Source organism: Oceanivirga salmonicida, from assembly GCF_001517915.1.
GTDB lineage: Bacteria > Fusobacteriota > Fusobacteriia > Fusobacteriales > Leptotrichiaceae > Oceanivirga > Oceanivirga salmonicida.
In genome coordinates this window covers 1-20,215 of record NZ_LOQI01000024.1, presented here as the reverse complement: position 1 = coordinate 20,215, position 20,215 = coordinate 1, and the positions used below count along the sequence as shown (strand labels likewise).

At 26.7% G+C, this 20,215-nt stretch carries 22 protein-coding genes and 1 other RNA gene; 20 read left to right on the top strand and 3 right to left on the bottom strand.

Annotated features, from left to right (window positions below; genetic code table 11):
• The first annotated feature begins 271 nt into the window (after positions 1-271).
• The 12 genes from AWT72_RS04310 (at position 272) to AWT72_RS04255 (ending at position 8,116) form a co-directional block, all read left to right on the top strand.
• Positions 272-646, top strand: a complete 375-nt coding sequence (locus tag AWT72_RS04310; protein ID WP_067141352.1) for a hypothetical protein — start codon at positions 272-274, stop codon at positions 644-646.
• A gap of 13 nt (positions 647-659) precedes the next feature.
• A complete protein-coding gene (locus tag AWT72_RS04305; RefSeq protein WP_067141349.1) occupies positions 660-1,553 on the top strand; it encodes a F0F1 ATP synthase subunit A in 894 nt (297 codons plus the stop codon).
• 20 nt (positions 1,554-1,573) lie between these two features.
• A complete protein-coding gene (atpE, locus tag AWT72_RS04300) occupies positions 1,574-1,810 on the top strand; it encodes an ATP synthase F0 subunit C (RefSeq protein ID WP_067141346.1) in 237 nt (78 codons plus the stop codon).
• Between the two features lie 22 nt (positions 1,811-1,832).
• Positions 1,833-2,333, top strand: coding sequence for a F0F1 ATP synthase subunit B (gene atpF / locus AWT72_RS04295; protein WP_067141343.1), 501 nt, complete (start codon positions 1,833-1,835; stop codon positions 2,331-2,333).
• A 1-nt stretch (position 2,334) separates the two neighbouring features.
• Complete coding sequence (gene atpH, locus AWT72_RS04290; protein ID WP_067141340.1) at positions 2,335-2,862, top strand: ATP synthase F1 subunit delta; 528 nt, start codon at positions 2,335-2,337, stop codon at positions 2,860-2,862.
• Positions 2,863-2,874: 12 nt separating this feature from the next.
• Positions 2,875-4,380, top strand: coding sequence for a F0F1 ATP synthase subunit alpha (gene atpA, locus AWT72_RS04285; RefSeq protein ID WP_067141338.1), 1,506 nt, complete (start codon positions 2,875-2,877; stop codon positions 4,378-4,380).
• A gap of 15 nt (positions 4,381-4,395) precedes the next feature.
• Positions 4,396-5,253 (top strand): ATP synthase F1 subunit gamma, encoded by an 858-nt coding sequence (gene atpG / locus AWT72_RS04280; protein ID WP_067141335.1) that lies wholly within the window; start codon positions 4,396-4,398, stop codon positions 5,251-5,253.
• Positions 5,254-5,266: 13 nt separating this feature from the next.
• The gene (gene atpD, locus AWT72_RS04275; RefSeq protein WP_067141332.1) at positions 5,267-6,661 is read left to right on the top strand and encodes a F0F1 ATP synthase subunit beta; all 1,395 of its coding nucleotides are present in this window, start codon (positions 5,267-5,269) and stop codon (positions 6,659-6,661) included.
• Position 6,662: 1 nt separating this feature from the next.
• On the top strand, positions 6,663-7,049 hold the full coding sequence (gene atpC, locus AWT72_RS04270; protein WP_067141329.1) for an ATP synthase F1 subunit epsilon: 387 nt from the start codon (positions 6,663-6,665) through the stop codon (positions 7,047-7,049).
• Between the two features lie 37 nt (positions 7,050-7,086).
• The gene (locus tag AWT72_RS04265; RefSeq protein ID WP_156413077.1) at positions 7,087-7,518 is read left to right on the top strand and encodes an HIT family protein; all 432 of its coding nucleotides are present in this window, start codon (positions 7,087-7,089) and stop codon (positions 7,516-7,518) included.
• Positions 7,519-7,616: 98 nt separating this feature from the next.
• Complete coding sequence (locus AWT72_RS04260) at positions 7,617-7,847, top strand: DUF6290 family protein (protein WP_067141323.1); 231 nt, start codon at positions 7,617-7,619, stop codon at positions 7,845-7,847.
• Positions 7,847-8,116: a type II toxin-antitoxin system RelE family toxin gene (locus AWT72_RS04255; RefSeq protein WP_197035228.1), complete on the top strand. Its 270-nt coding sequence runs from the start codon at positions 7,847-7,849 to the stop codon at positions 8,114-8,116. The genes AWT72_RS04260 and AWT72_RS04255 overlap by 1 nt, the downstream gene beginning before the upstream one ends.
• A gap of 49 nt (positions 8,117-8,165) precedes the next feature.
• Here the strand turns inward: AWT72_RS04255 and AWT72_RS04250 are convergent, their stop codons facing one another.
• A complete protein-coding gene (locus tag AWT72_RS04250) occupies positions 8,166-8,579 on the bottom strand; it encodes an NUDIX hydrolase (RefSeq protein WP_067141319.1) in 414 nt (137 codons plus the stop codon).
• Between the two features lie 14 nt (positions 8,580-8,593).
• On the bottom strand, positions 8,594-9,265 hold the full coding sequence (locus tag AWT72_RS04245) for a thiamine diphosphokinase (RefSeq protein ID WP_067141316.1): 672 nt from the start codon (positions 9,263-9,265) through the stop codon (positions 8,594-8,596).
• A gap of 203 nt (positions 9,266-9,468) precedes the next feature.
• Here AWT72_RS04245 and AWT72_RS04240 point away from each other — a divergent pair, with 203 nt between their 5' ends.
• The 8 genes from AWT72_RS04240 to rnpB all read left to right on the top strand — a co-directional run bounded on the left by AWT72_RS04240 (position 9,469) and on the right by rnpB (position 18,045).
• Positions 9,469-10,092 (top strand): hypothetical protein, encoded by a 624-nt coding sequence (locus tag AWT72_RS04240; protein WP_067141313.1) that lies wholly within the window; start codon positions 9,469-9,471, stop codon positions 10,090-10,092.
• 382 nt (positions 10,093-10,474) lie between these two features.
• On the top strand, positions 10,475-11,449 hold the full coding sequence (locus AWT72_RS04235; RefSeq protein ID WP_067141310.1) for an ABC transporter permease: 975 nt from the start codon (positions 10,475-10,477) through the stop codon (positions 11,447-11,449).
• Positions 11,449-12,417 carry an ABC transporter permease gene (locus tag AWT72_RS04230; RefSeq protein WP_067141307.1) on the top strand — a complete coding sequence of 323 codons (969 nt, stop codon included), beginning with the start codon at positions 11,449-11,451 and terminating at the stop codon, positions 12,415-12,417. The genes AWT72_RS04235 and AWT72_RS04230 overlap by 1 nt, the downstream gene beginning before the upstream one ends.
• A gap of 17 nt (positions 12,418-12,434) precedes the next feature.
• A complete protein-coding gene (locus AWT72_RS04225) occupies positions 12,435-13,523 on the top strand; it encodes an ABC transporter ATP-binding protein (protein WP_082680535.1) in 1,089 nt (362 codons plus the stop codon).
• A complete protein-coding gene (locus tag AWT72_RS04220; protein WP_067141305.1) occupies positions 13,523-14,446 on the top strand; it encodes an ABC transporter ATP-binding protein in 924 nt (307 codons plus the stop codon). The genes AWT72_RS04225 and AWT72_RS04220 overlap by 1 nt, the downstream gene beginning before the upstream one ends.
• A gap of 21 nt (positions 14,447-14,467) precedes the next feature.
• A complete protein-coding gene (locus tag AWT72_RS04215; RefSeq protein WP_067141302.1) occupies positions 14,468-16,069 on the top strand; it encodes a peptide ABC transporter substrate-binding protein in 1,602 nt (533 codons plus the stop codon).
• A gap of 28 nt (positions 16,070-16,097) precedes the next feature.
• The gene (locus AWT72_RS04210; RefSeq protein ID WP_067141299.1) at positions 16,098-17,696 is read left to right on the top strand and encodes a peptide ABC transporter substrate-binding protein; all 1,599 of its coding nucleotides are present in this window, start codon (positions 16,098-16,100) and stop codon (positions 17,694-17,696) included.
• Positions 17,697-17,713: 17 nt separating this feature from the next.
• Positions 17,714-18,045, top strand: an RNA gene (gene rnpB / locus AWT72_RS04205) — RNase P RNA component class A.
• Positions 18,046-18,291: 246 nt separating this feature from the next.
• On the opposite strand, the gene AWT72_RS04200 is transcribed toward rnpB, so the two are convergent.
• Positions 18,292-20,046, bottom strand: coding sequence for an IS1634 family transposase (locus AWT72_RS04200; RefSeq protein ID WP_067141296.1), 1,755 nt, complete (start codon positions 20,044-20,046; stop codon positions 18,292-18,294).
• Between the last annotated feature and the right edge of the window lie 169 nt (positions 20,047-20,215).

The window sequence follows — 20,215 nt, the reverse complement described above, 5'->3', positions numbered from 1 at the left end:
CAAGTGTCAAATTTAGGTATAAAAAATATTTATATAGATGCAATATCACATAGAGAAAATTATATCTTAGATAAAATTAAGTTTCATAATTTGAAATGATATACATTTTATAAAACACATGAATTTATTGAGTTATTTTAAGGTTGGGCAAATGATGTTTGTCCAATTTATTTTTTTAATAAGTTAAATAGATTAAAGTAACTTTATTATTTCTTGATAAATCATATTAAAAGTGCTAAAATGTATACAGTTGTTTAATAAGGAGTGAATTATGCTAGAAGTTGTCCCTAAAGATATAAAAAGAATATTTGTTATTGTATTTATAATGGGGATTATAGCATTTTTTTTGGGTCTTTTGTTAGATAATAAATATATGTATATAGCCTATACAATAGGGAATTTTATATCTATAATATCTAATTTGTTTTTATTATTAGTAAGTTATAGAATAGCCTATAAATCTGGTACTAGGGGAGAAATAGTTTTAAGATATATAATTTTTTATATTATATATGCTGTGTCTATATATTTAATAGCAATTTTTATGAAAGATAAATATGCAGTATTATTTACAGCCTTAGGACTAGTAAGTTTTAGAATAGTAATTTATTTATATCATTTTTTGCAAAAATTACTAAGGAAGTGAGGTGTAAGACTTTATGTTGAAAAAAATAGGAATTATATTTGGAATAACATTAATAATTAATTTTATTTTAGGTATAATCACAACTATATTTCCTATACAATTTTTAAAGCCTGAAAGTATTATAGAAGGACCAAAGATTTTTTATACATTACATGTGGCTAATTTTAATATTTATATAAACCAAACAGTAGTTAATACATGGGTATTAATGGTATTAATAACAGCAATACTATATTTTGGAACTAAAAAATTAAGTATACATAATCCAAGTACAATTCAGTTAATATTAGAAGAATATTACAGGTTTATAGAAACTCAATTTTTGGCTAATTATAGAAATTATAAAAGAACTTTTATGCCAATGTTTTCAGCATTATTTTCTTTTATATTATTCGCTAATTTAAGTGTATTTTTATTTCCATTTGTTATGATGATAGAAAGGCATAATGGTCATATTTCGGTAGTGCCATTTTTCAGACCAGCAACGGCAGATATAAATACTACACTAGGATTAGCATTAGTAGTAACAGTGGTTTTTGTTGGTTGTGGTATAAAAAGAGAAGGTGTATTAGGAGTTTTAAGAAGTCTTTGTAAACCATTTATATTTATGTTTCCTATAAATTTAATAGGAGAATTAGCAAAGCCAATAAATATATCAATGCGTTTATTTGGTAATATGTTTGCTGGGTTAGTAATAATAGGATTATTATATGGTATAAGTTTTAATAATGTATTATCATCTTGGACAAATAATTTACTTAAAGGAAGTTTTTCATTTGCAGTAGGATGGCCGGCAATATTACAACTATATTTAGATTTATTTATAGGAACGTTACAAGCATTTGTATTTACAATATTATCGTCTGTTTATGTTGAACAGGCATTAATAGGAGATGAAGAAGAATAAAAATAAGGAGGAATAGAGAAATGACAGAAATAGTACAAGCAGCAGCATTATTAGGTGCAGGAATAGCAATATGTGGAGGTATAGGAGCAGGTTTAGGACAAGGAATAGCATCTGCTTATGCAGTTGAAGCGGTTTCAAGACAACCAGAAGCAAAAGCTGATATAATGAGTACATTATTTATAGGATGTGCAATAACAGAGTCAACAGGAATATATGCTTTAATTATTTCATTATTATTAATTTTATTAAAAGGTTAAGCCGTAAAAAAGGAGGTAAAACATGGAACAAGGTAATCTAATATCTGTAGATTTTTCTATGGTTATACAAATAATAAATTTTTTAGTTATGGTCTATGTTTTTTACAAACTTTTCAGTAAAAAAATTGGTGGAATAATAGAGCAAAGAAAAAAATTAGCACTTAAAGATTTAGAAAAAGTAAAAGAAGAACAAGAAAAACTTGAAAAACAAAAATTAGTTGTTGAAAAACTTAGAAAAGAATCAAAAAGAAGGGCTAATGATATAATAATCAAAGCAGAAAGACAAGCTGATGAAAGAAAAGATCAAATAATAAGTAATGCAAATATATCAAGAGATAAAATGATGTCAAATGCTGAAAAAGAAATAGTTAAGATGAAATCAAAGGCTGAAATAGAACTTCAAAAAGAAGTTGGTAAATTAGCAGTTGATGTAGCAGAAAAATTATTGAAAAACAATATATCTTCTGATGCCAAATTAAGAACTAAAAGCATAGACAATTTTATAGATGAAATAGGTGAATAATATGGATGATATAAAAATAAATCGTATATATGCCAATGCAATTTTTGATATAGCAAAAGAAAAGAATGAAATTTTTGAAGTTTTGGAAATGCTTGATTTATTAGTTAAACATGTAAATGATGATGAAGATTTTAAAAAGTTTTTAGATTATCCTATTATAGAAAATAAAGACAAGAAAAAATTAATAGACATAATTTATAAAGATATGAATGTAAATAATTTAGATATTATAAACTACCTTATTGAAAAAGATAGGTTATCACATGTTGAAGGTATAAGGGATGAATATCTAAAAATTTATTATGAACTTCATAAACAATTAATTGTTACTGCAATATTTCCACAAGAACTTACAAAAGAGCAAGAAGAAAAATTAGTAAAAAAACTAGAAAAATTAAAGGGTAAGAAAATTTTGCTGCATAAAAAGATAGATGAAACTTTAATTGCGGGTGGAATTATAAAAATAGATGATGAAGTAATAGATGGCTCTTTAAAAACTCAGATAAATGAGTTAAAAAAGAGATTTTAGGAGGTGATACATTTGAGTATAAAACCAGAAGAAGTAAGCAATATAATAAGACAAGAAATAGATAATTTTCAAAAAAATATAGATATATCAAATGTTGGAACTGTTGTTGAAGTAGGAGATGGAATAGCCAGAATATATGGATTAAGAGATTCTGTGGCAGGAGAGTTATTAGAATTTCCTAATGGTACAAGAGGTATGGTATTAAACCTTGAAGAAAATAATATAGGTGCCGTTATATTCGGTTCAACGGTAGGAATTAAAGAAGGCGATATAGTAAAAGGAACTGGTAAGGTAACTAGTGTACCAGTAGGTGAAGCATTACTAGGTCGTGTTGTAGATTCATTAGGTAATCCTATTGATGGTAAAGGTGAGATACAGGCTGATAAATATATGGATGTTGAAAGAATAGCATCTGGTATAATAGATAGAGCACCTGTTAGTGAACCATTACAAACAGGTATTAAATCAATAGATGGTATGGTACCAATAGGTCGTGGTCAAAGAGAATTAATAATAGGTGATAGACAAACTGGTAAAACTGCAATAGCAATAGATGCGATAATAAATCAAAAAGACACTGATGTATATTGTATATATGTTGCTATTGGTCAAAAAAAATCAACAGTTTCAGGAATAGTGAAAAAATTAGAAGAAGCAGGAGTACTAGATAAAACTATAATAGTTGCATCAACTGCATCTGAATCTGCACCACTTCAATATTTAGCACCGTATACTGGTGTTACTATGGGTGAGCATTTTATGTATGATGGTAAACATGTTTTAATAATTTATGATGATTTATCAAAACATGCAGTTGCGTATAGAGAAATGTCTCTATTATTAAAAAGACCACCTGGAAGAGAAGCATACCCAGGAGATGTTTTCTACTTACATTCAAGATTATTAGAAAGAGCAGCTAAATTAAGTGATGAATTAGGTGGTGGAAGTATAACAGCACTTCCAATTATAGAAACACAAGCAGGAGATATATCAGCATATATACCTACAAATGTTATTTCTATAACTGATGGACAAATATTTTTAGAAACTGATTTATTTAATTCAGGATTTAGACCAGCAATAAATGCAGGATTATCTGTATCAAGAGTTGGTGGAGCAGCACAAATAAAGGCGATGAAACAAGTTGCAGCTAGTATAAAATTAGAACTAGCACAATATAATGAGTTGTTAGCCTTCGCACAATTTGGTTCTGATTTAGATAAAGCAACTAGGGATCAGTTAAATAGGGGTGAGCGTATAATGGAAACATTAAAACAGCCTCAATATAAACCATATAAAGTAGAAGAACAAGTTTTAATATTTTATAGTGCAACACATGGTTTTTTAGATGATATAGATGTTGAAGATATTAGAAATTTTGAAATAGAAATGTTACAAAGTGCAAAAAATACATCTGAGATATTAGATAAAATAGTAAAAAATAAAGTACTTGATGAAAATTTAGAAAAAGAAATAGAAGATTTTTTAGCAGGATTTAAGAAAGACTTTGTTCATTAAAAAAGGAGATATGAAGTGGCAAATACTAAGGAAATAAAAGAAAGAATTGTTAGTATAAAAAATTCAAGACAGATTACTAATGCTATGAATATTGTTTCTTCAACAAAGTTTAAAAAATATCAAATATTAACTCTAAAATCAAGAGCATATTCAAATGTATTAGATGCTGCATTTGAAAATATAGTAGGTAGTGTAAGTGCTAAAAATCATATACTATTTAATGGTAAAAGAAAAGTTAAAAGAATAGGTTTAATAGTAATAACTTCTGATAGGGGATTATGTGGAAGTTTTAATAATAATGCTTTAAATAAAATGGAAGAATATATAAGTAAATATTCAAAAGAAGGAAAAAAAGTTTCAGTAATAGCAGTGGGTAAAAAAGCAAGAGATTACTGTAATGATAGGGGAATTAATGTAGACAGTGAATATATACAATTAATACCTGAAACTATGTTTGAAAAAGCAAAGATAATAAGTGAAGACATAGTTAATTATTATTTAACTGACAAATATGATGAAGTCCATTTAATATATTCCAAATTTGTATCTGTAATAGCATATAATTTATTAGATGAGAAAATTTTACCTTTTGAAAAAAGTGTAGAAGATAAATCAAATTACTATATTTTTGAGCCAAATGAAGAATATGTTTTGGTCGAATTTATACCTAAAATGCTAAATATTAAACTATATCAGGCACTTTTAGAAACAACTGCTAGTGAACATTCTGCAAGAATGACAGCAATGAAAAATGCATCAGATAATGCTAATGAATTAATAAAGAAATTAACATTAGAATACAATAGAGTAAGACAGGCTAAGATAACGCAAGAGATAAATGAAATAGTTGGGGGAGCAATGGCTCTGAAATAAGGAGGTGAACCTTTTGGAAAATAAGGGTAAGATAGTTCAAATTATTGGACCAGTAATAGATGCAAGATTTGAAAAGATATTACCAAATATTTATAATGCCTTAGAAATATTTTTAGATGGTAAAAGAATAGTCGCAGAAGTACATTCACATTTAGGGAATAATGTGGTAAGAGCAGTGGCTATGTCTAGTACCGATGGATTAAAAAGAGGGTTAGAAGTTATAGATACAGGAGCTCCAATAAAAGTTCCAGTAGGTAAAAAGACTTTGGGAAGAATATTTAATGTATTAGGTGAAACAGTAGATAATAAAGGTCAAATAGAAACGGATGAAAAAGATTCTATACATAGAGAAGCACCTAGTTTTGAAGACCAAGGAACTGGTATTGAAATGTTAGAAACAGGAATTAAAGTTGTAGATTTATTAGCGCCATATTTAAAAGGTGGTAAAATAGGTTTATTCGGTGGAGCAGGAGTTGGAAAAACAGTTTTAATACAAGAGCTAATTAATAATATTGCAAAAGGACATGGTGGAATATCTGTATTTGCAGGAGTTGGTGAAAGAACAAGAGAAGGTAGAGATTTATATAATGAAATGATAGAAAGTGGAGTTATTAATAACACAGCCTTAGTGTATGGACAAATGAATGAACCACCTGGTGCAAGATTAAGGGTTGCTTTAACAGCTCTTACTATGGCAGAGCATTTTAGAGATAAGCAGGGACAAAATGTATTACTGTTTATTGATAATATATTTAGATTTACACAGGCAGGTTCAGAAGTTTCTGCTCTGCTTGGGAGAATGCCATCAGCTGTTGGGTATCAACCTAACTTATCAACTGAAATGGGAGTTTTACAAGAAAGAATAACATCAACTAAAAATGGGTCAATAACTTCAGTACAAGCAGTTTATGTACCAGCGGATGATTTAACAGACCCAGCACCAGCAACAACATTCTCACACTTAGATGCTACAACAGTTTTATCAAGACAAATAGCATCACTAGGTATATACCCTGCAGTAGATCCATTAGATTCTACTTCAAGAATATTAGAACCTGATATAGTAGGGAATGAACATTACAAGGTTGCAAGACAAACTCAAAAAGTATTACAAAGATATAAAGAGTTACAAGATATTATAGCAATTTTAGGTATGGATGAATTGGGGGAAGAAGATAAGGTAGTAGTTAATAGAGCAAGAAAAATACAAAGATTTTTCTCACAACCATTTTCAGTTGCAGAGCAATTTACTGGTATGAAAGGTAAATATGTTCCTATTAAAGAAACAATCAGGGGATTTAAAGAAATTTTAGATGGTAAATATGATGATTTACCAGAACAAGCATTCCTATATGTAGGAACTATTGATGAAGCAGTAGAAAAAGCGAAAAAATTGGCTGGTGAATAGTATGGATTTATTAAATGTACAAGTTGTATCTCCTATGGGAATAGAATTTGAAAATGATAGTGTAACTTTTATTAAAGTAAAAGGGTCAAGGGGTGATGTAGGAATATTACCTAATCACACTAATTATGTTACTTCATTAGGGCAAGGACAAATGCTTATTAGACTTAATAATAAAGAAGAAAAATCATATTTTGTTGAAGGTGGTTTTTTAGAAGTTAGAGATAATAAGGTAATAGTCATAGTAGAAGACATTTTTGAATCATCACAAGAAGAAATCATCAGAAAACAAAGAAAAGAAGCAATAGAAAAAGCAACAAGAGAAAAACTTAAAGAAGATAAAGATATACTTGGAACTAAAAAAAGAATACAAGATAGTTTGAGAAAGTAAAAGGATTTATATGTGTTTTATTTGTGATAGAATAGAAATGATTAAAAACGGGAATAATCCATATTTTGTAAAAGAATTAAAAACAGGGTATGTAGTTATAGGTGATAATCAACATTTTAAGGGATATTCAATATTTATTTTTAAAGAACATAAAACTGAATTATTTCATTTAAATGAAGATATAAAACTTAAATTTTTAGAAGAAATGTCTATAGTCTCAGAAGCAGTTTTCAAAGCATTTAATGCTGATAAAATGAATTGTGAATTATTGGGTAATGGAGATTCTCATTTGCACTGGCATCTTTTTCCTAGATTTACGGGAGATTTAGAAAATTATGGTCATAATGGTAAAGGACCAGTTTGGTGGTATCCAATGGAAAAAATGTATAGTGAAGATAATAAACCTAACAATATAGAATTAACTAATATGAAATTAAAATTATTAGAAGAACTTGAAAAATTGTTATGATAAAATAGGAGTGTAAAAACTTCTATTTTTATATTGACGAAATATAAATAATGTTATATAATCGTATTATAAGTAATACAGGAAAAGGAGTGGTTAAAATGTTAAAAACTGTAAGTTTTAAAATGGAAGAATACGAAATAAAAGCACTAAAAAAATATTTGAAAATGAATGATATAAGCATTTCTAATTTTTTAAGAAATTTAGTAGAAGATAAATTGGAAGAAGAAATAAATCCAGAGTATGAAAAAAGAATTTTAAAAGCAGCTATTGAAAGTGAAAAAGGTGATAATATTAAATATGTTGATTTTATGAAAGAGTTGGGCTTATAATGAAATTGTATGATGTAGAGATATCTAAAAAAGCAAGAAAACAGATGAAAAAATTAGATAGAGGGACTCTTATTTTGCTAAATAATTGGATTTTAAAAAATTTGTTAGATACAACTAATCCAAGACAATACGGAAAAGCCCTTAAAGGTAATTTGACAGGATTTTGGAGATATAGAATAGGTGATTATAGACTTATAGCTAAAATCAAAGATGAAAAATTAATAATTATATTAATTGATTTAGGACATAGAAAAGAAATTTATAAATAAAAAAGATATTAAAATCAAATTAAATTTTGAAATTAATATCTTTTCTTTATTAAATAAAGCCTCTTTTAATTGCTTCATCAATTAATTTTGGCTGAATATCTGGGTAAGTCCAGTTATCAATTAGTTTTTCTGTAATTATTATATTTTCTATTTCGCTATCTATTTTCCCAAAAGAATTAATTTCAGCAAAATATAGCATACCATAACTATCCTTATTATTAAATCTTACATTAAATGGACATATGGGTTTTATGGAAAAATTTATAGCACCAGTCTCTTCAATTAATTCTCGTTTTGCGGTATCAAAAATTGCTTCATTTTTTTCTCTATGACCAGCAGGTATCTCATAAGTAGTTCTTTTTTTATGTTTGCAAAATACCCATTTACCATCTGTCTTTGAGATGATAACGGCATATTTTAATAAATTATCATCTACATTATCATAAAAATATAGTTCTAACATAGTTGGTCTCCTTTTTACATGTATATTATATACATTTCACCTTTTTTGAATTTTACAGTACATAAGTTATTTTCTACAATATTACTTACTAAGCCAAAATCTTTTGAAATATTATTTTTATTTAAAGGGTATTTAAAACCTATTAATGTAATTTCTTCAATATCGGTTATAGGTATTATAGAAAAGGTTTTGCCTTTTAAATTTTTAAAATCTGTACTTTTATTTATATACTTAATAGTTTCAAAGTTTTCTGAAATAAAGTACATATTAGGTAAAGAGTGTAATTTTTTTAGATTGGACATAGTCATATCAAGTCTATTACCAGTAGCACCTAATACTAATATGTCAGTATTTATTAAATTATCAAAATTTTCTTTTTCGATATTTTGGTTTTTAAATCTCCCAGTTTTATTTGGTACATAATCAAGTAAGGCAACTTCAAAATCAGTATGATCTTTTTCTTTATCAAGTTTTATAATTTCAATATCTTTATTTTTATAGAATTTAAGAGTTTCATTATTTATTGAGTCCATATCTCCAACTATTTTATCAGGAATTAAATCTAGTTTATATACCATGTTAGTTCCACCATCTACTGCTATAATTTTTCTATTTGTACATAATGATTTAATTTTTTCTAAATTATCTGAATATACACCATTTAAAAATATAATGATCTTTTCCATATTTACCTACTTTCTAAATACATTATGCAATTTTATAATTTAAATGTCAATTAAAAAATAACTGAAAAAAATTATATTTTTTATTTCATATATCTACTAATTAAATAAGTTGACATTAAGAAATAACTGATTTTAGACTATTGCAATTTATTTCTTATGCTTATATAATCTATTAAATTAAATTTATAAAGGAGAAAGAAATTATGAAAAAAATATTTTTAGTATTATTGACTACCTTATCAATGGTAATCTTTGCTAAGGGACATGATGAAATAAAATTAGAAAATGCAAAACATTTTCATTCAATGAAAGGACAACTTCATACACACATGAAAATAGGAACTCATGATGGTAAGTATGTTGCAGATTTAGGAGAACTATTAGGACATATGAATTTGGAAAAAACTAAATATGGTTATATTTCTGAAAATAAAAGTTCTACTATAATAATAGATAAAAAAACAGGTAATGCAAGTCTTAATTTAAGAGTACTAGCTTATGATAGAACAACATATTCACCTGATAAATATCCTAAAAAAGATTTATCTTTTCATTCGTACAATGGTGGATTTAATCATATACATATAGATTTTAATAAAAATTATTCAGAAGTTAAAATAGGAGATCAAACATTTAGAGGAACTTTAAAAACTAACAAAGAAACTAATGATAGAATATTTACGGAAGCAAATAATAAATTTGTAATAGTTTTATACGGTAAGTATGATGATTTTCCTAAACATAAGTTACCTAACTTAACTAGATTAGCTGAGTTAATTGTAAATGTAGATTTTTCTGAAATAAAAGGTAAAAATAATCATAAATAATAAAAAGTAAATAAAGTTTAAACCTATAAATTATTAGGTTTAGACTTTATTTTTTGTTTATTAACATTTGTTTTTAAAATAAATAGATTTTGTATTCCAAGAAATTTTTATTCAAATTATTAATGTAATTATATATTTAATTAATGCTTAAATATATATAAAAATATTTAAAATTCTTTTTATTTATTGATTTTATTTAAATAATTTTATAAAATATATGATATTTCTTAATCTTATTTTAATGTAAATATGTTTTAGTTTCCTTTTTTTATAACTTAGCTAAGTTGATAATCTATTAGATAAATGCTATAATATTATATAATAAATAAAAAATTAGGGATAATTAATCATTTATTAATATAATGATTAGAAAAGGAGTTTTATGAAGAACATAATGAAATTTATATTCAAAAGAATATTAACAGGTTTTGTTACTTTGTTTTTGGTAATTACTATAACATTTGTGTTATTACACCAATTACCAGGAGATCCTTTTGAAGGTGAAAAGGCTATACCGCCACAAGTTAAAGCAAATTTAATGGCAAAATATAACTTAGATAAACCTTTAGGAGAACAATACGTAACATATTTAAAACAATTAGCAAAAGGTGATTTAGGTCTTTCAATGAAAGAAAAAGGAAGAACAGTAAACAAAGTTATTAAATCTGGTTTTCCAGTTTCAGCGGATTTAGGAGCGAGAGCAATAATATTTGGATTAATAGTAGGTATACCTTTGGGTATAGCGTCAGCTATATATAGAAATAAGATAATAGATAGAATATCTATGGTTATTGCGGTTATTGGTATATCAGTACCAAGTTTTGTAATTGCAGGACTATTACAGCTATATGTTGTAGATATACATAAAGGCATACTAATTGATAAATGGCATTTACCAATAGGTAAAATATTACTTACAGGTTGGGATTCGCCATCTAAAAAAATACTTCCAGTAGTTGCATTAGGACTATTTACAGTCGCTAAAATTGCAAGACTTATGAGAAGTAAAATGATAGAAATTATGGAGCAAGACTATATTAAATTAGCCGTTGCCAAAGGGGTAAAACCTATAAATATAATAATGAAACATGCTATAAGAAATGCGATATTACCTGTAGTTACAGTAATATCACCAACAATAGCAGCAATACTTACAGGATCATTTGTAATAGAAACCATGTTTGGTATACCAGGACTTGGAAAATACTATATTAGTAGTATAGTAGATAGAGATTATACTATGGTATTAGGAGTTACTGTATTCTATGCAGCATTCCTTATTGTGATGATGATAGTGATGGATTTAATCTATGCACTAGTTGATCCTAAAATTAAATTAGATGGAGGTAGTAATTAATGGATGATATTAAAATAAAATCAATATATGATAGAGATAAATATACTACTGTACCATCAGATTTTGAATATGTTGGACCAGATAAAGAAGAAAGTGAACAAATATATAAGCCAAGTTTAACATATTGGCAAGATGCTTGGAGAAGATTAAAGAAAAATAAATTAGCAATGTTCTTTTTAATTTTTTTAGGATTTATAACTCTAATAGCAATATTTGGACAAAGTCTAACAAAATATACATACTATGAGCAAATAACAGCATCAAGATTTGTTGGTCCTGTTGAAGGATTTAAATCAGGTCATATTTTTGGAACAGATTCATTAGGTAGAGATTTATTTGCAAGAATAGCACAAGGTATTAGAATTTCAGTGCAATTAGCATTGATTGTAGCATCAATTTGTGTAGTTATAGGAAGCATATATGGTTCTATAGCAGCATACTTTGGTGGTGTCGTAGATATGATTATGATTAGAATTATAGAGGTATTAATTTCAATACCATCTATGATATATATAATACTACTTATGGTTATCATGGGTAATAGTGTAAGAACTATCATAATAGCATTATCACTAACCCGTTGGTTAGGTTATGCTTTACTAATAAGAGGTGAGGTATTGAAGCTTAAAGAAAATGAATATGTAATGGCTTCTACTGCACTTGGTTCAAACTTTTGGTGGGTCATTAGGAAACACCTTATCCCTAATACACTAAGTGTAATGATAGTTCAATTAACTATGGATATTCCTTCAATAATATTTTCAGAAGCATTTCTTAGTTTCATTGGACTTGGAGTTCCAATACCACAAGCCTCACTTGGTAATTTAGTTGCTGATGGGTTTAGAGAAATAAATTCACATATTTATTTATTCTTAATTCCAGCAATTACAATATCATTAATAACGTTATCATTTAATATATTAGGTGATGCATTAAGTGATGCATTAAATCCTAAACTAAGAGACTAAGAAAGGAAATCATTAAAATGAATGAAAATATACTAGAAGTAAAAAATTTAAGTGTTTCCTTTAATACTTATGCTGGAGAAGTTAAGGCAATAAGAGATATTAGTTTTTCAGTTAAAAAAGGAGAAACACTAGCAATAGTTGGTGAATCAGGAAGTGGTAAGTCAGTTACAGTTCAAACTATAATGGGACTTATACCTATGCCACCAGGTGAAATAAAAGCAGGTGAAATATTATTTGATGGAGTAGATTTAACTAAAATATCTGAAAAAGAATTAAGAGAATATAGAGGTGGAAGAATTGGAATGATATTTCAAGATCCAATGACTTCACTAAATCCTGTTATAAAAATAGGTAAACAAATAATGGAAGGTATACTTATACATAAAAAAGTTTCTAAAAAAGAAGCAAAGAAATTAGCATTAGAAATGCTTGAAAAAGTTGGTATTCCTGAACCTGAAAAAAGATTTTATCAATATCCTCATCAGTTTTCTGGTGGGATGAGACAAAGAGTAGTAATAGCAATAGCACTAGCTTGTGAACCAGATTTACTTATCTGTGATGAGCCAACTACTGCATTAGATGTTACTATACAAGCACAAATAATTGATTTAATAAATGAGTTAAAACAATCATTAAATATAGGAGTTATACTAATAACACATGATTTAGGAGTGGTTGCTGAAACTGCTGATAGAGTTGTTGTTATGTATGCAGGAGAAAAATTAGAAGAAGCGCCAGTTAGAGAATTATTTAAAAATCCTTGTCATGCATATACTTGGGAATTATTAAAATCATTACCAAGATTAGATATGGATTCAAGTGTAGAATTATTTTCTATAGATGGGACTCCACCTGATTTATTAAATCCACCAGTAGGAGATCCATTTGCGGCTCGTTCTGAATTTTCATTAAAAATAGATTATGAGAAAAAACCACCTATGGTGGAACTACCTAATAACCATTTTGTTAAATCATGGCATTATGTAGATGGAGCACCTAAAATTAAATTTAATGCAAATGGAGTAATTACATATACATTTGAAGATGGAACAGAAACTAGAGTAAAAACTAAGTATGTAAAAGATTCTGATAGGGAGGCAAGATAATGGCTGAAATAATAATGAAAGTAAGAAATATGAAAAAATATTTCCCTATTGGAAAAAAGAAACTTTTAAAAGCAGTTGATGATGTTAGTATAGACATATACAGGGGAGAAGTTTTAAGTTTAGTTGGAGAATCTGGAAGTGGGAAAACTACTTTTGGGAGAACTTTATGTAAATTATATGAAAAAACTCTTGGAGATATAGAATTAGATGGTAAACCTATTGAAAAGTATTCAAAAAAAGAATTTACTAAAAGAGTACAAATGATATTCCAAGATCCACAAGCATCACTAAATCCTAGAATGACAGTAGGAGATATAGTTGCAGAAGGAATGGATATACATGGTTTATATGAAGACAGAAAAGATAGACAAGAAAAAGTATATGAATTATTAGAAATAGTTGGTCTTAATAGAGAGCATGCTAGTAGATTTCCACATGAATTTTCAGGTGGACAAAGACAAAGAATAGGTATAGCTCGTGCATTAGCAGTGAACCCACAAGTTTTAATTTGTGATGAACCTATATCAGCACTAGATGTTTCTATACAAGCACAAGTAGTTAATTTATTAAAAAAACTACAAAAAGAAAGAGATTTAACATTAGTATTTATAGCGCATGATTTATCAATGGTTAAGTATATATCAGATAGAGTAGCAGTTATGTTTAGAGGAAGATTAGTAGAATTGGGAACTCCCGATGCTGTATATAATAATCCTATACATACATATACTAAATCACTTATATCTGCAGTACCTATACCAGACCCAGATCATGTGAAAAAAGAAAAAATAGAAATGGATGAAGACTATTTAAGAAGTCCAGTAGGGACAGCAAAAGATATTAATAAAACAGTTAAATCTTCGTTAGTAGAATATGAAAAAGATCATTATGTAGAGAAAGATTTTATAGAAGACAATAAATAATGATTTTTAAAGGAGAAAAGTATGAAAAAAATAATTACATCACTATTACTGGCATTTGCAGTATTTAGTTGTGGTGGTACAAAAGAAAAAGCAAATGAAAAAGTAGCGTATTTTAATGCAGTTGCAGAAGGTAGATCATTTGACCCACAAATATTAACAGATGGTTTTACAATGAATATACATGGGTTTTTAACAGAAGGGTTAACAGATACACTTCCAGATGGAACAGTTATTCCAAGACAAGCTAAATCATGGGAAATTAGTGAAGATGGATTAACTTGGACTTTCCATTTAAGAGATGATATAAAATGGTCAGATGGAAGTAACGTAGTTGCTGATGACTTTATAAATGGTTGGGAGAGAGCATTATCACCTGAAATTGCATCAGAATATGCATTCATACTATTTCCTATAAAAAATGCAGAAAAATATACAAAGGGAGAAGTTACTTTAGAAGAAGTTGGGTTTAAAGCAATAGATGATAAGACAATAGAAGTTAAATTAGAATATGTAACACCATATTTTGATTCATTAGTTTCATTTATAACTTATAGTCCAGCTAAAAGAGATTTTGTTAAAGAAAAAGGTGCAGACTATGCATTAGAATTAGATGCTCTATTATACAATGGACCATTTGTATTAACTACATGGGAACATAATAATAAATTAATAGTTGAAAGAAATGATAACTATTATGATAAAGAAAATGTTAAATTAGATAAAGTAATAATTAAATATATTAAAGATGAATCTTCATCATTAAATGCTTTTAAAAATGGAGAATTAGATTTTACAAAATTAAGTTCAGAAGAAGCAACAAAATATTTAGAAGATTCAAGATTGAAAAAATTAAACTTGGCAAGAACTGCATATATAGCGTATAATACAACTAATGAAGCATTTAAAAATGAAAATATAAGAAGAGCATTTTCATTATCAATAAATAAAGAAGGTTTAGTAAAATCAGTATTTAGAGATTTAAAGGTAGTATCAAATACATTAACACCTGCTAATACAGGAATTAAAGGTGTTAAAGAAGATTTTGTTAAAGAAGTAGGTAAGGCTTTTGATAGCTATAATCCAGAAAAGGCAAAAGAATATTTAGCAAAAGGATTAAAAGAATTAGGTTTAGAAAAATTACCTAAATTAACTTTATTAATTGATGATAGATATAGTGATAACAGAAAAATTGGTGCAACAATACAAGAAGATATAAGAAAATCTATAGGAGTAGATGTAGAAGTAGAAATGATTACATTTAAAGAAAGATTAGCAAGAACAAAAGCATTAAATCATGATTTTGTATTAAATTCATGGGGAGCAGATTATCAAGATCCTATGACTTTCTTAGATTTAATGGCTTCATTTAATGGTAATAATGTTACAGGATTTAAAGATGAAAATTATGATGGGTTAATTAAAAAAGCAACTGAAACTCCTGATAGAGCTAAAAGAATAGGTTATTTAATAGAAGCAGAAAAATATTTAGCAGATAAAATGCCTATATTACCTTTATATCAAGAATTAGAATTGTTTTTATTCAATGAAAACCTAACAGGTGTAGAATTATCACCATTTGGTGTTCGTATAAGATTAAATAATGCTGATAAGGTAATTAAATAAGAGTATAATATAAGGGGGAGTATTAAATATGAAAAAAATATTAACAAGCATAGTTTTAGCTATTGCAATATTTAGTTGTGGAGGTTCGTCATCGTCAGACAATGAAATGGCAACATTTACATATAATTCAGGTGAAGAAGGGAAGAGTTTAGACCCTGCTTTAGGAACAAGTAATGTAACAACGCAAATAAATACATTATTACAAGAAGGGTTGACTAAAGTAGGTAAAAATAAAACTATAGAACCAGGTCTTGCCAAATCTTGGGATGTATCAGAAGATGGAAAAACTTGGACTTTCCACTTAAGAGATAATTTAAAATGGTCTAATGGTGATCCATTAGTTGCAGGAGATTTCAAATTTGCTTGGCTTAGAGCTTTAAATCCTGAAACTGCTTCAGAATATGCATATATGCTTTATTATATAAAAGGAGCTCAAGAATATAATGAAGGAAAAGGTAAAGCTGAAGATGTTGCTATTAATGTAATAGATGATAAAACATTAGAAGTAACTTTAAAAAATACAATACCATATTTTGAATCATTAGTTTCATTTTTAACATATATGCCAATAAATGAAAAATTTGCTACTGAAAAAGGAGCAGATTATGGGTTAGAAGCAGAGAATATGCTATATTCAGGTCCATATAAATTAGTTTCATGGACACATACTTCCAAAATGGAATTTGAAAAAAATGAACATTACTATAATCAAGAAGCGATAAAAGTTCCAAGAATAGTTACTAAATTTATTGCAGATATTAATTCAGCAGCAAATGCTTTCAAAAATGGAAAATTTAATTTAGTTAAAATATCTACAGAACAATATGAAGAATTTAAAGATGATGATAGATTATTAAAAGTTCCAGTTGCTACAACTTGGTATATGGAATATAATACAGAAACAAATTTCTTAAAGAATAAAAAAATTAGACAAGCTATAACAATGGCTATTGATAAAGAAGATATTATAAAAAATGTATTTAGAAATATAAATTCAGTATCATATACTTTAACACCTAAAGGTCTAGGAGAAGACCCTAGTGGTAAGGAATTTGTAGAAGCAGTTGGAGATGTTATACCTAAATATAATCCAGAAGGAGCTAAAAAATTATTAGCTGAGGGTCTTAAAGAATTAGGATTAAGTAAAGCCCCTGAAATATCAATAATTTTAAATGATTCAGGAGCTAATAAAAAAATTGGTGAATCATTACAAGAATTATTAAGAAATAATTTAGGATTAACTGTTAATATAGAATTAATGCAATTTAAAGAAAGATTAGCAAGAATGACTTCTAAAAACTTTGATATAGTACTTGCTGGTTGGGGAGCAGATTTTAGAGATCCAATAACTTTCTTAGACTTATGGGTAACTAATGGTGGAAATAACCACACTTCATTTAGCAATGCTGAATATGATAAATTAATAGATATAGCTAAAACAACTATAGATAAACAAAAAAGATTTGATGCTTTAAAAAGAGCAGAAGAAATTTTAGCTGATGAAATGCCTATAGGAGTATTATTCTCTAAAAATGAATTATACATTTTAGATAAATCTTATAAAGGAATTGTATTCCCATCATTAGGGGCAGATTTCATATTAAATTATATGGAAGAAGTTAAATAAATATAATAAATTAAATACTGGTATTTCAGTTAATCGCTTGAAAAATAGAGGAAAGTCCGAACTTCATAGAGCAAAGGAGGCAGTTAACGACTGCTAAAAGTAATTTTAAGGAAAGTGCCACAGAAAATAAACCGCATTGTAAAATGTAAGGGTGAAACGGTGGGGTAAAAGCCCACCATTAGCTTAGGGGACTAAGTTAGATAGGTAAACCCCTCCTGAAGCAAGAAAAGTTAAAGACTATAACAGTTGCTCGCTGTGTCTTAGTGGTATTCGCTTGATTATATATGCAAATATATAACTAGATAAATGATTAACATAAACAAAATTCGGCTTATGAAGTGCCAGTTTGGTGGAACGAAAGTTCCACTTTTTTTTGTAGTTTTTTATATAAGCATACTATATTTAATACTATAATTAAAAATTTTAAATTTAATAATAATATTATAAAAAAATATAATTATATCAAATTTTTTTTGAAATTTTTTTAAGATATAATATCTTGACTTTAGAAAAATAAATGAAAAAAAATAAAGTTTAGCCCTTTAATCATAAGGGTTTCAGACTTTATTTTTTCTAAATAAAATACTATCAAAACTTAATTTTTTTTTAAATTTCCGATTAAACTTCTTATTTCTTTTCCATCATATATATTTTGGTTTATACTTATGTCTAAATTGTTTTGTAATTTTGCATTTAACATATTAATAGTACTTAATTGATAATAATTGGTATTTCTTAACTTATTAATTTTAAACTCTTTAAGTGTTTCTTGTACATTTGCTATAGAATATTCATTTGCTAAATATTGTTGTAAAATTCTTAAAAATGCCAATGATAGAAACCCAGTTAAAAAATGTTCTTCAATTCTATCTTCGCGTTTTAAATATATATTATCTATATCTAAATTAGTTTTACAGATTTTAAATGATTCCTCAATTAAATACTGCATTTTATACATATTTATTATTTCAGAATCTGGTATTACATATTCATCTTTTGAACCATAAGTCTTTACATTACTTGTTATTATTAGAGAATAACCAGAAGTTTTTTCATACTTATCAAGTTTTTCTTGGTCAATTTCTATATTAGTTTTTGTAGTATCTATTTTTATTAAATTAGGAATTACTTTTTTCATTTTATCTTTTAGTTTAGAAGTATCACTTATATATTTATCAACATTTTCTAATTGATCCATTCTTACTCTTTTATGTTTTTCATCAAATTTTTTAGAATACATAAAAATATATCTTTGTGGGACACTAACTTTTTTAGTTTTACCATATATATCTAAAACTTTTAATTCAAAATTTAAAACTAAACTAAAGTAACACCCTTTAAGTTTTTCGTTTTTACTCATAATATATTCTAATTTGGGTTTAACTATATTATCAAAAGAAGCCATAATATTTTCATTTATTCTTAACATTGATTCTTTAAAAATATACTGATTTTTACTAAGAAGTATTTTCACTATGTTATCATTAGATACTAAACCAGCATCAGCGACTATAGTAGTATTTTTGATATTGAATCTTTTCTTTTGAGTATCTAAAAAATCAATTAATGTTGATACATCATTTCTGTTACCACTAAATAGTTGATAATTAATTGGTAATCCGTTAGCATCAGTCAATAAGGCTTGTTGTATTATTGGTTTTCCATTTTTAACTTTGCTGTAACCTTTTTTTATTAAATAAGTAGTATCATCTGTATATACAAAGTAATTAGTTAAATCATAATGAGCATTAGAAAGATCGTAATTAATTAAATTAGAAATATTATTGTTAAAATGTGATATTATTTCATCTTTGTATTTATTTAATATTTCTAATCCCCTATATATGTCATCACGAGATAAATTAAAAGTATCAGCAAAATTATCTTTATGTCTAAAATCCGATAATTTAGAATTAGGATAAAGGCATCTACAAATGATTAATAGTTGAAGTAATTTAGACATTTTAATTTTTGTATTTTCCTTTATTTGTATTTTTTTTAATAGAATATCTAAATTTAATTTATGATATATATGTTGAATAATTAGAGAACCTATATTTTTTTCTAGTGTTTCATCAATTAAAGTTTTATTTACTAAATCATTTATATTGATTTTTTCTTGTGAAAAAGAGAGATTTATTTCATTGTTTTTCTTATTTTCTTTTTCTAATTTAGTTTGTAATTCTAATTCTTTTCTAAAATGTGTTACAGGGTCATCATAAATTTTTTCAAGTTCATCTAATCTGCCTAACAATTCTCTAACTCTTTTATATCTACCTTTTGCAATAGTTACATATTGTGCTTTATACAAGTATGTAATATTTTTGCTCTTACAAATTTCTAAAAACATATTTCATCACCTTTTTATTTATATTATACCATATTAAATAAGTTTTACATAGTGTTTTATTTGAAAAACTTGACAAAAAAATACCTTTATTTCAAAAGGCATTGACTATATTTTTAACTAGTTAAATTTTCTAAACTCACGGCAACACCCAAAAAAAAATAAAAAAAAA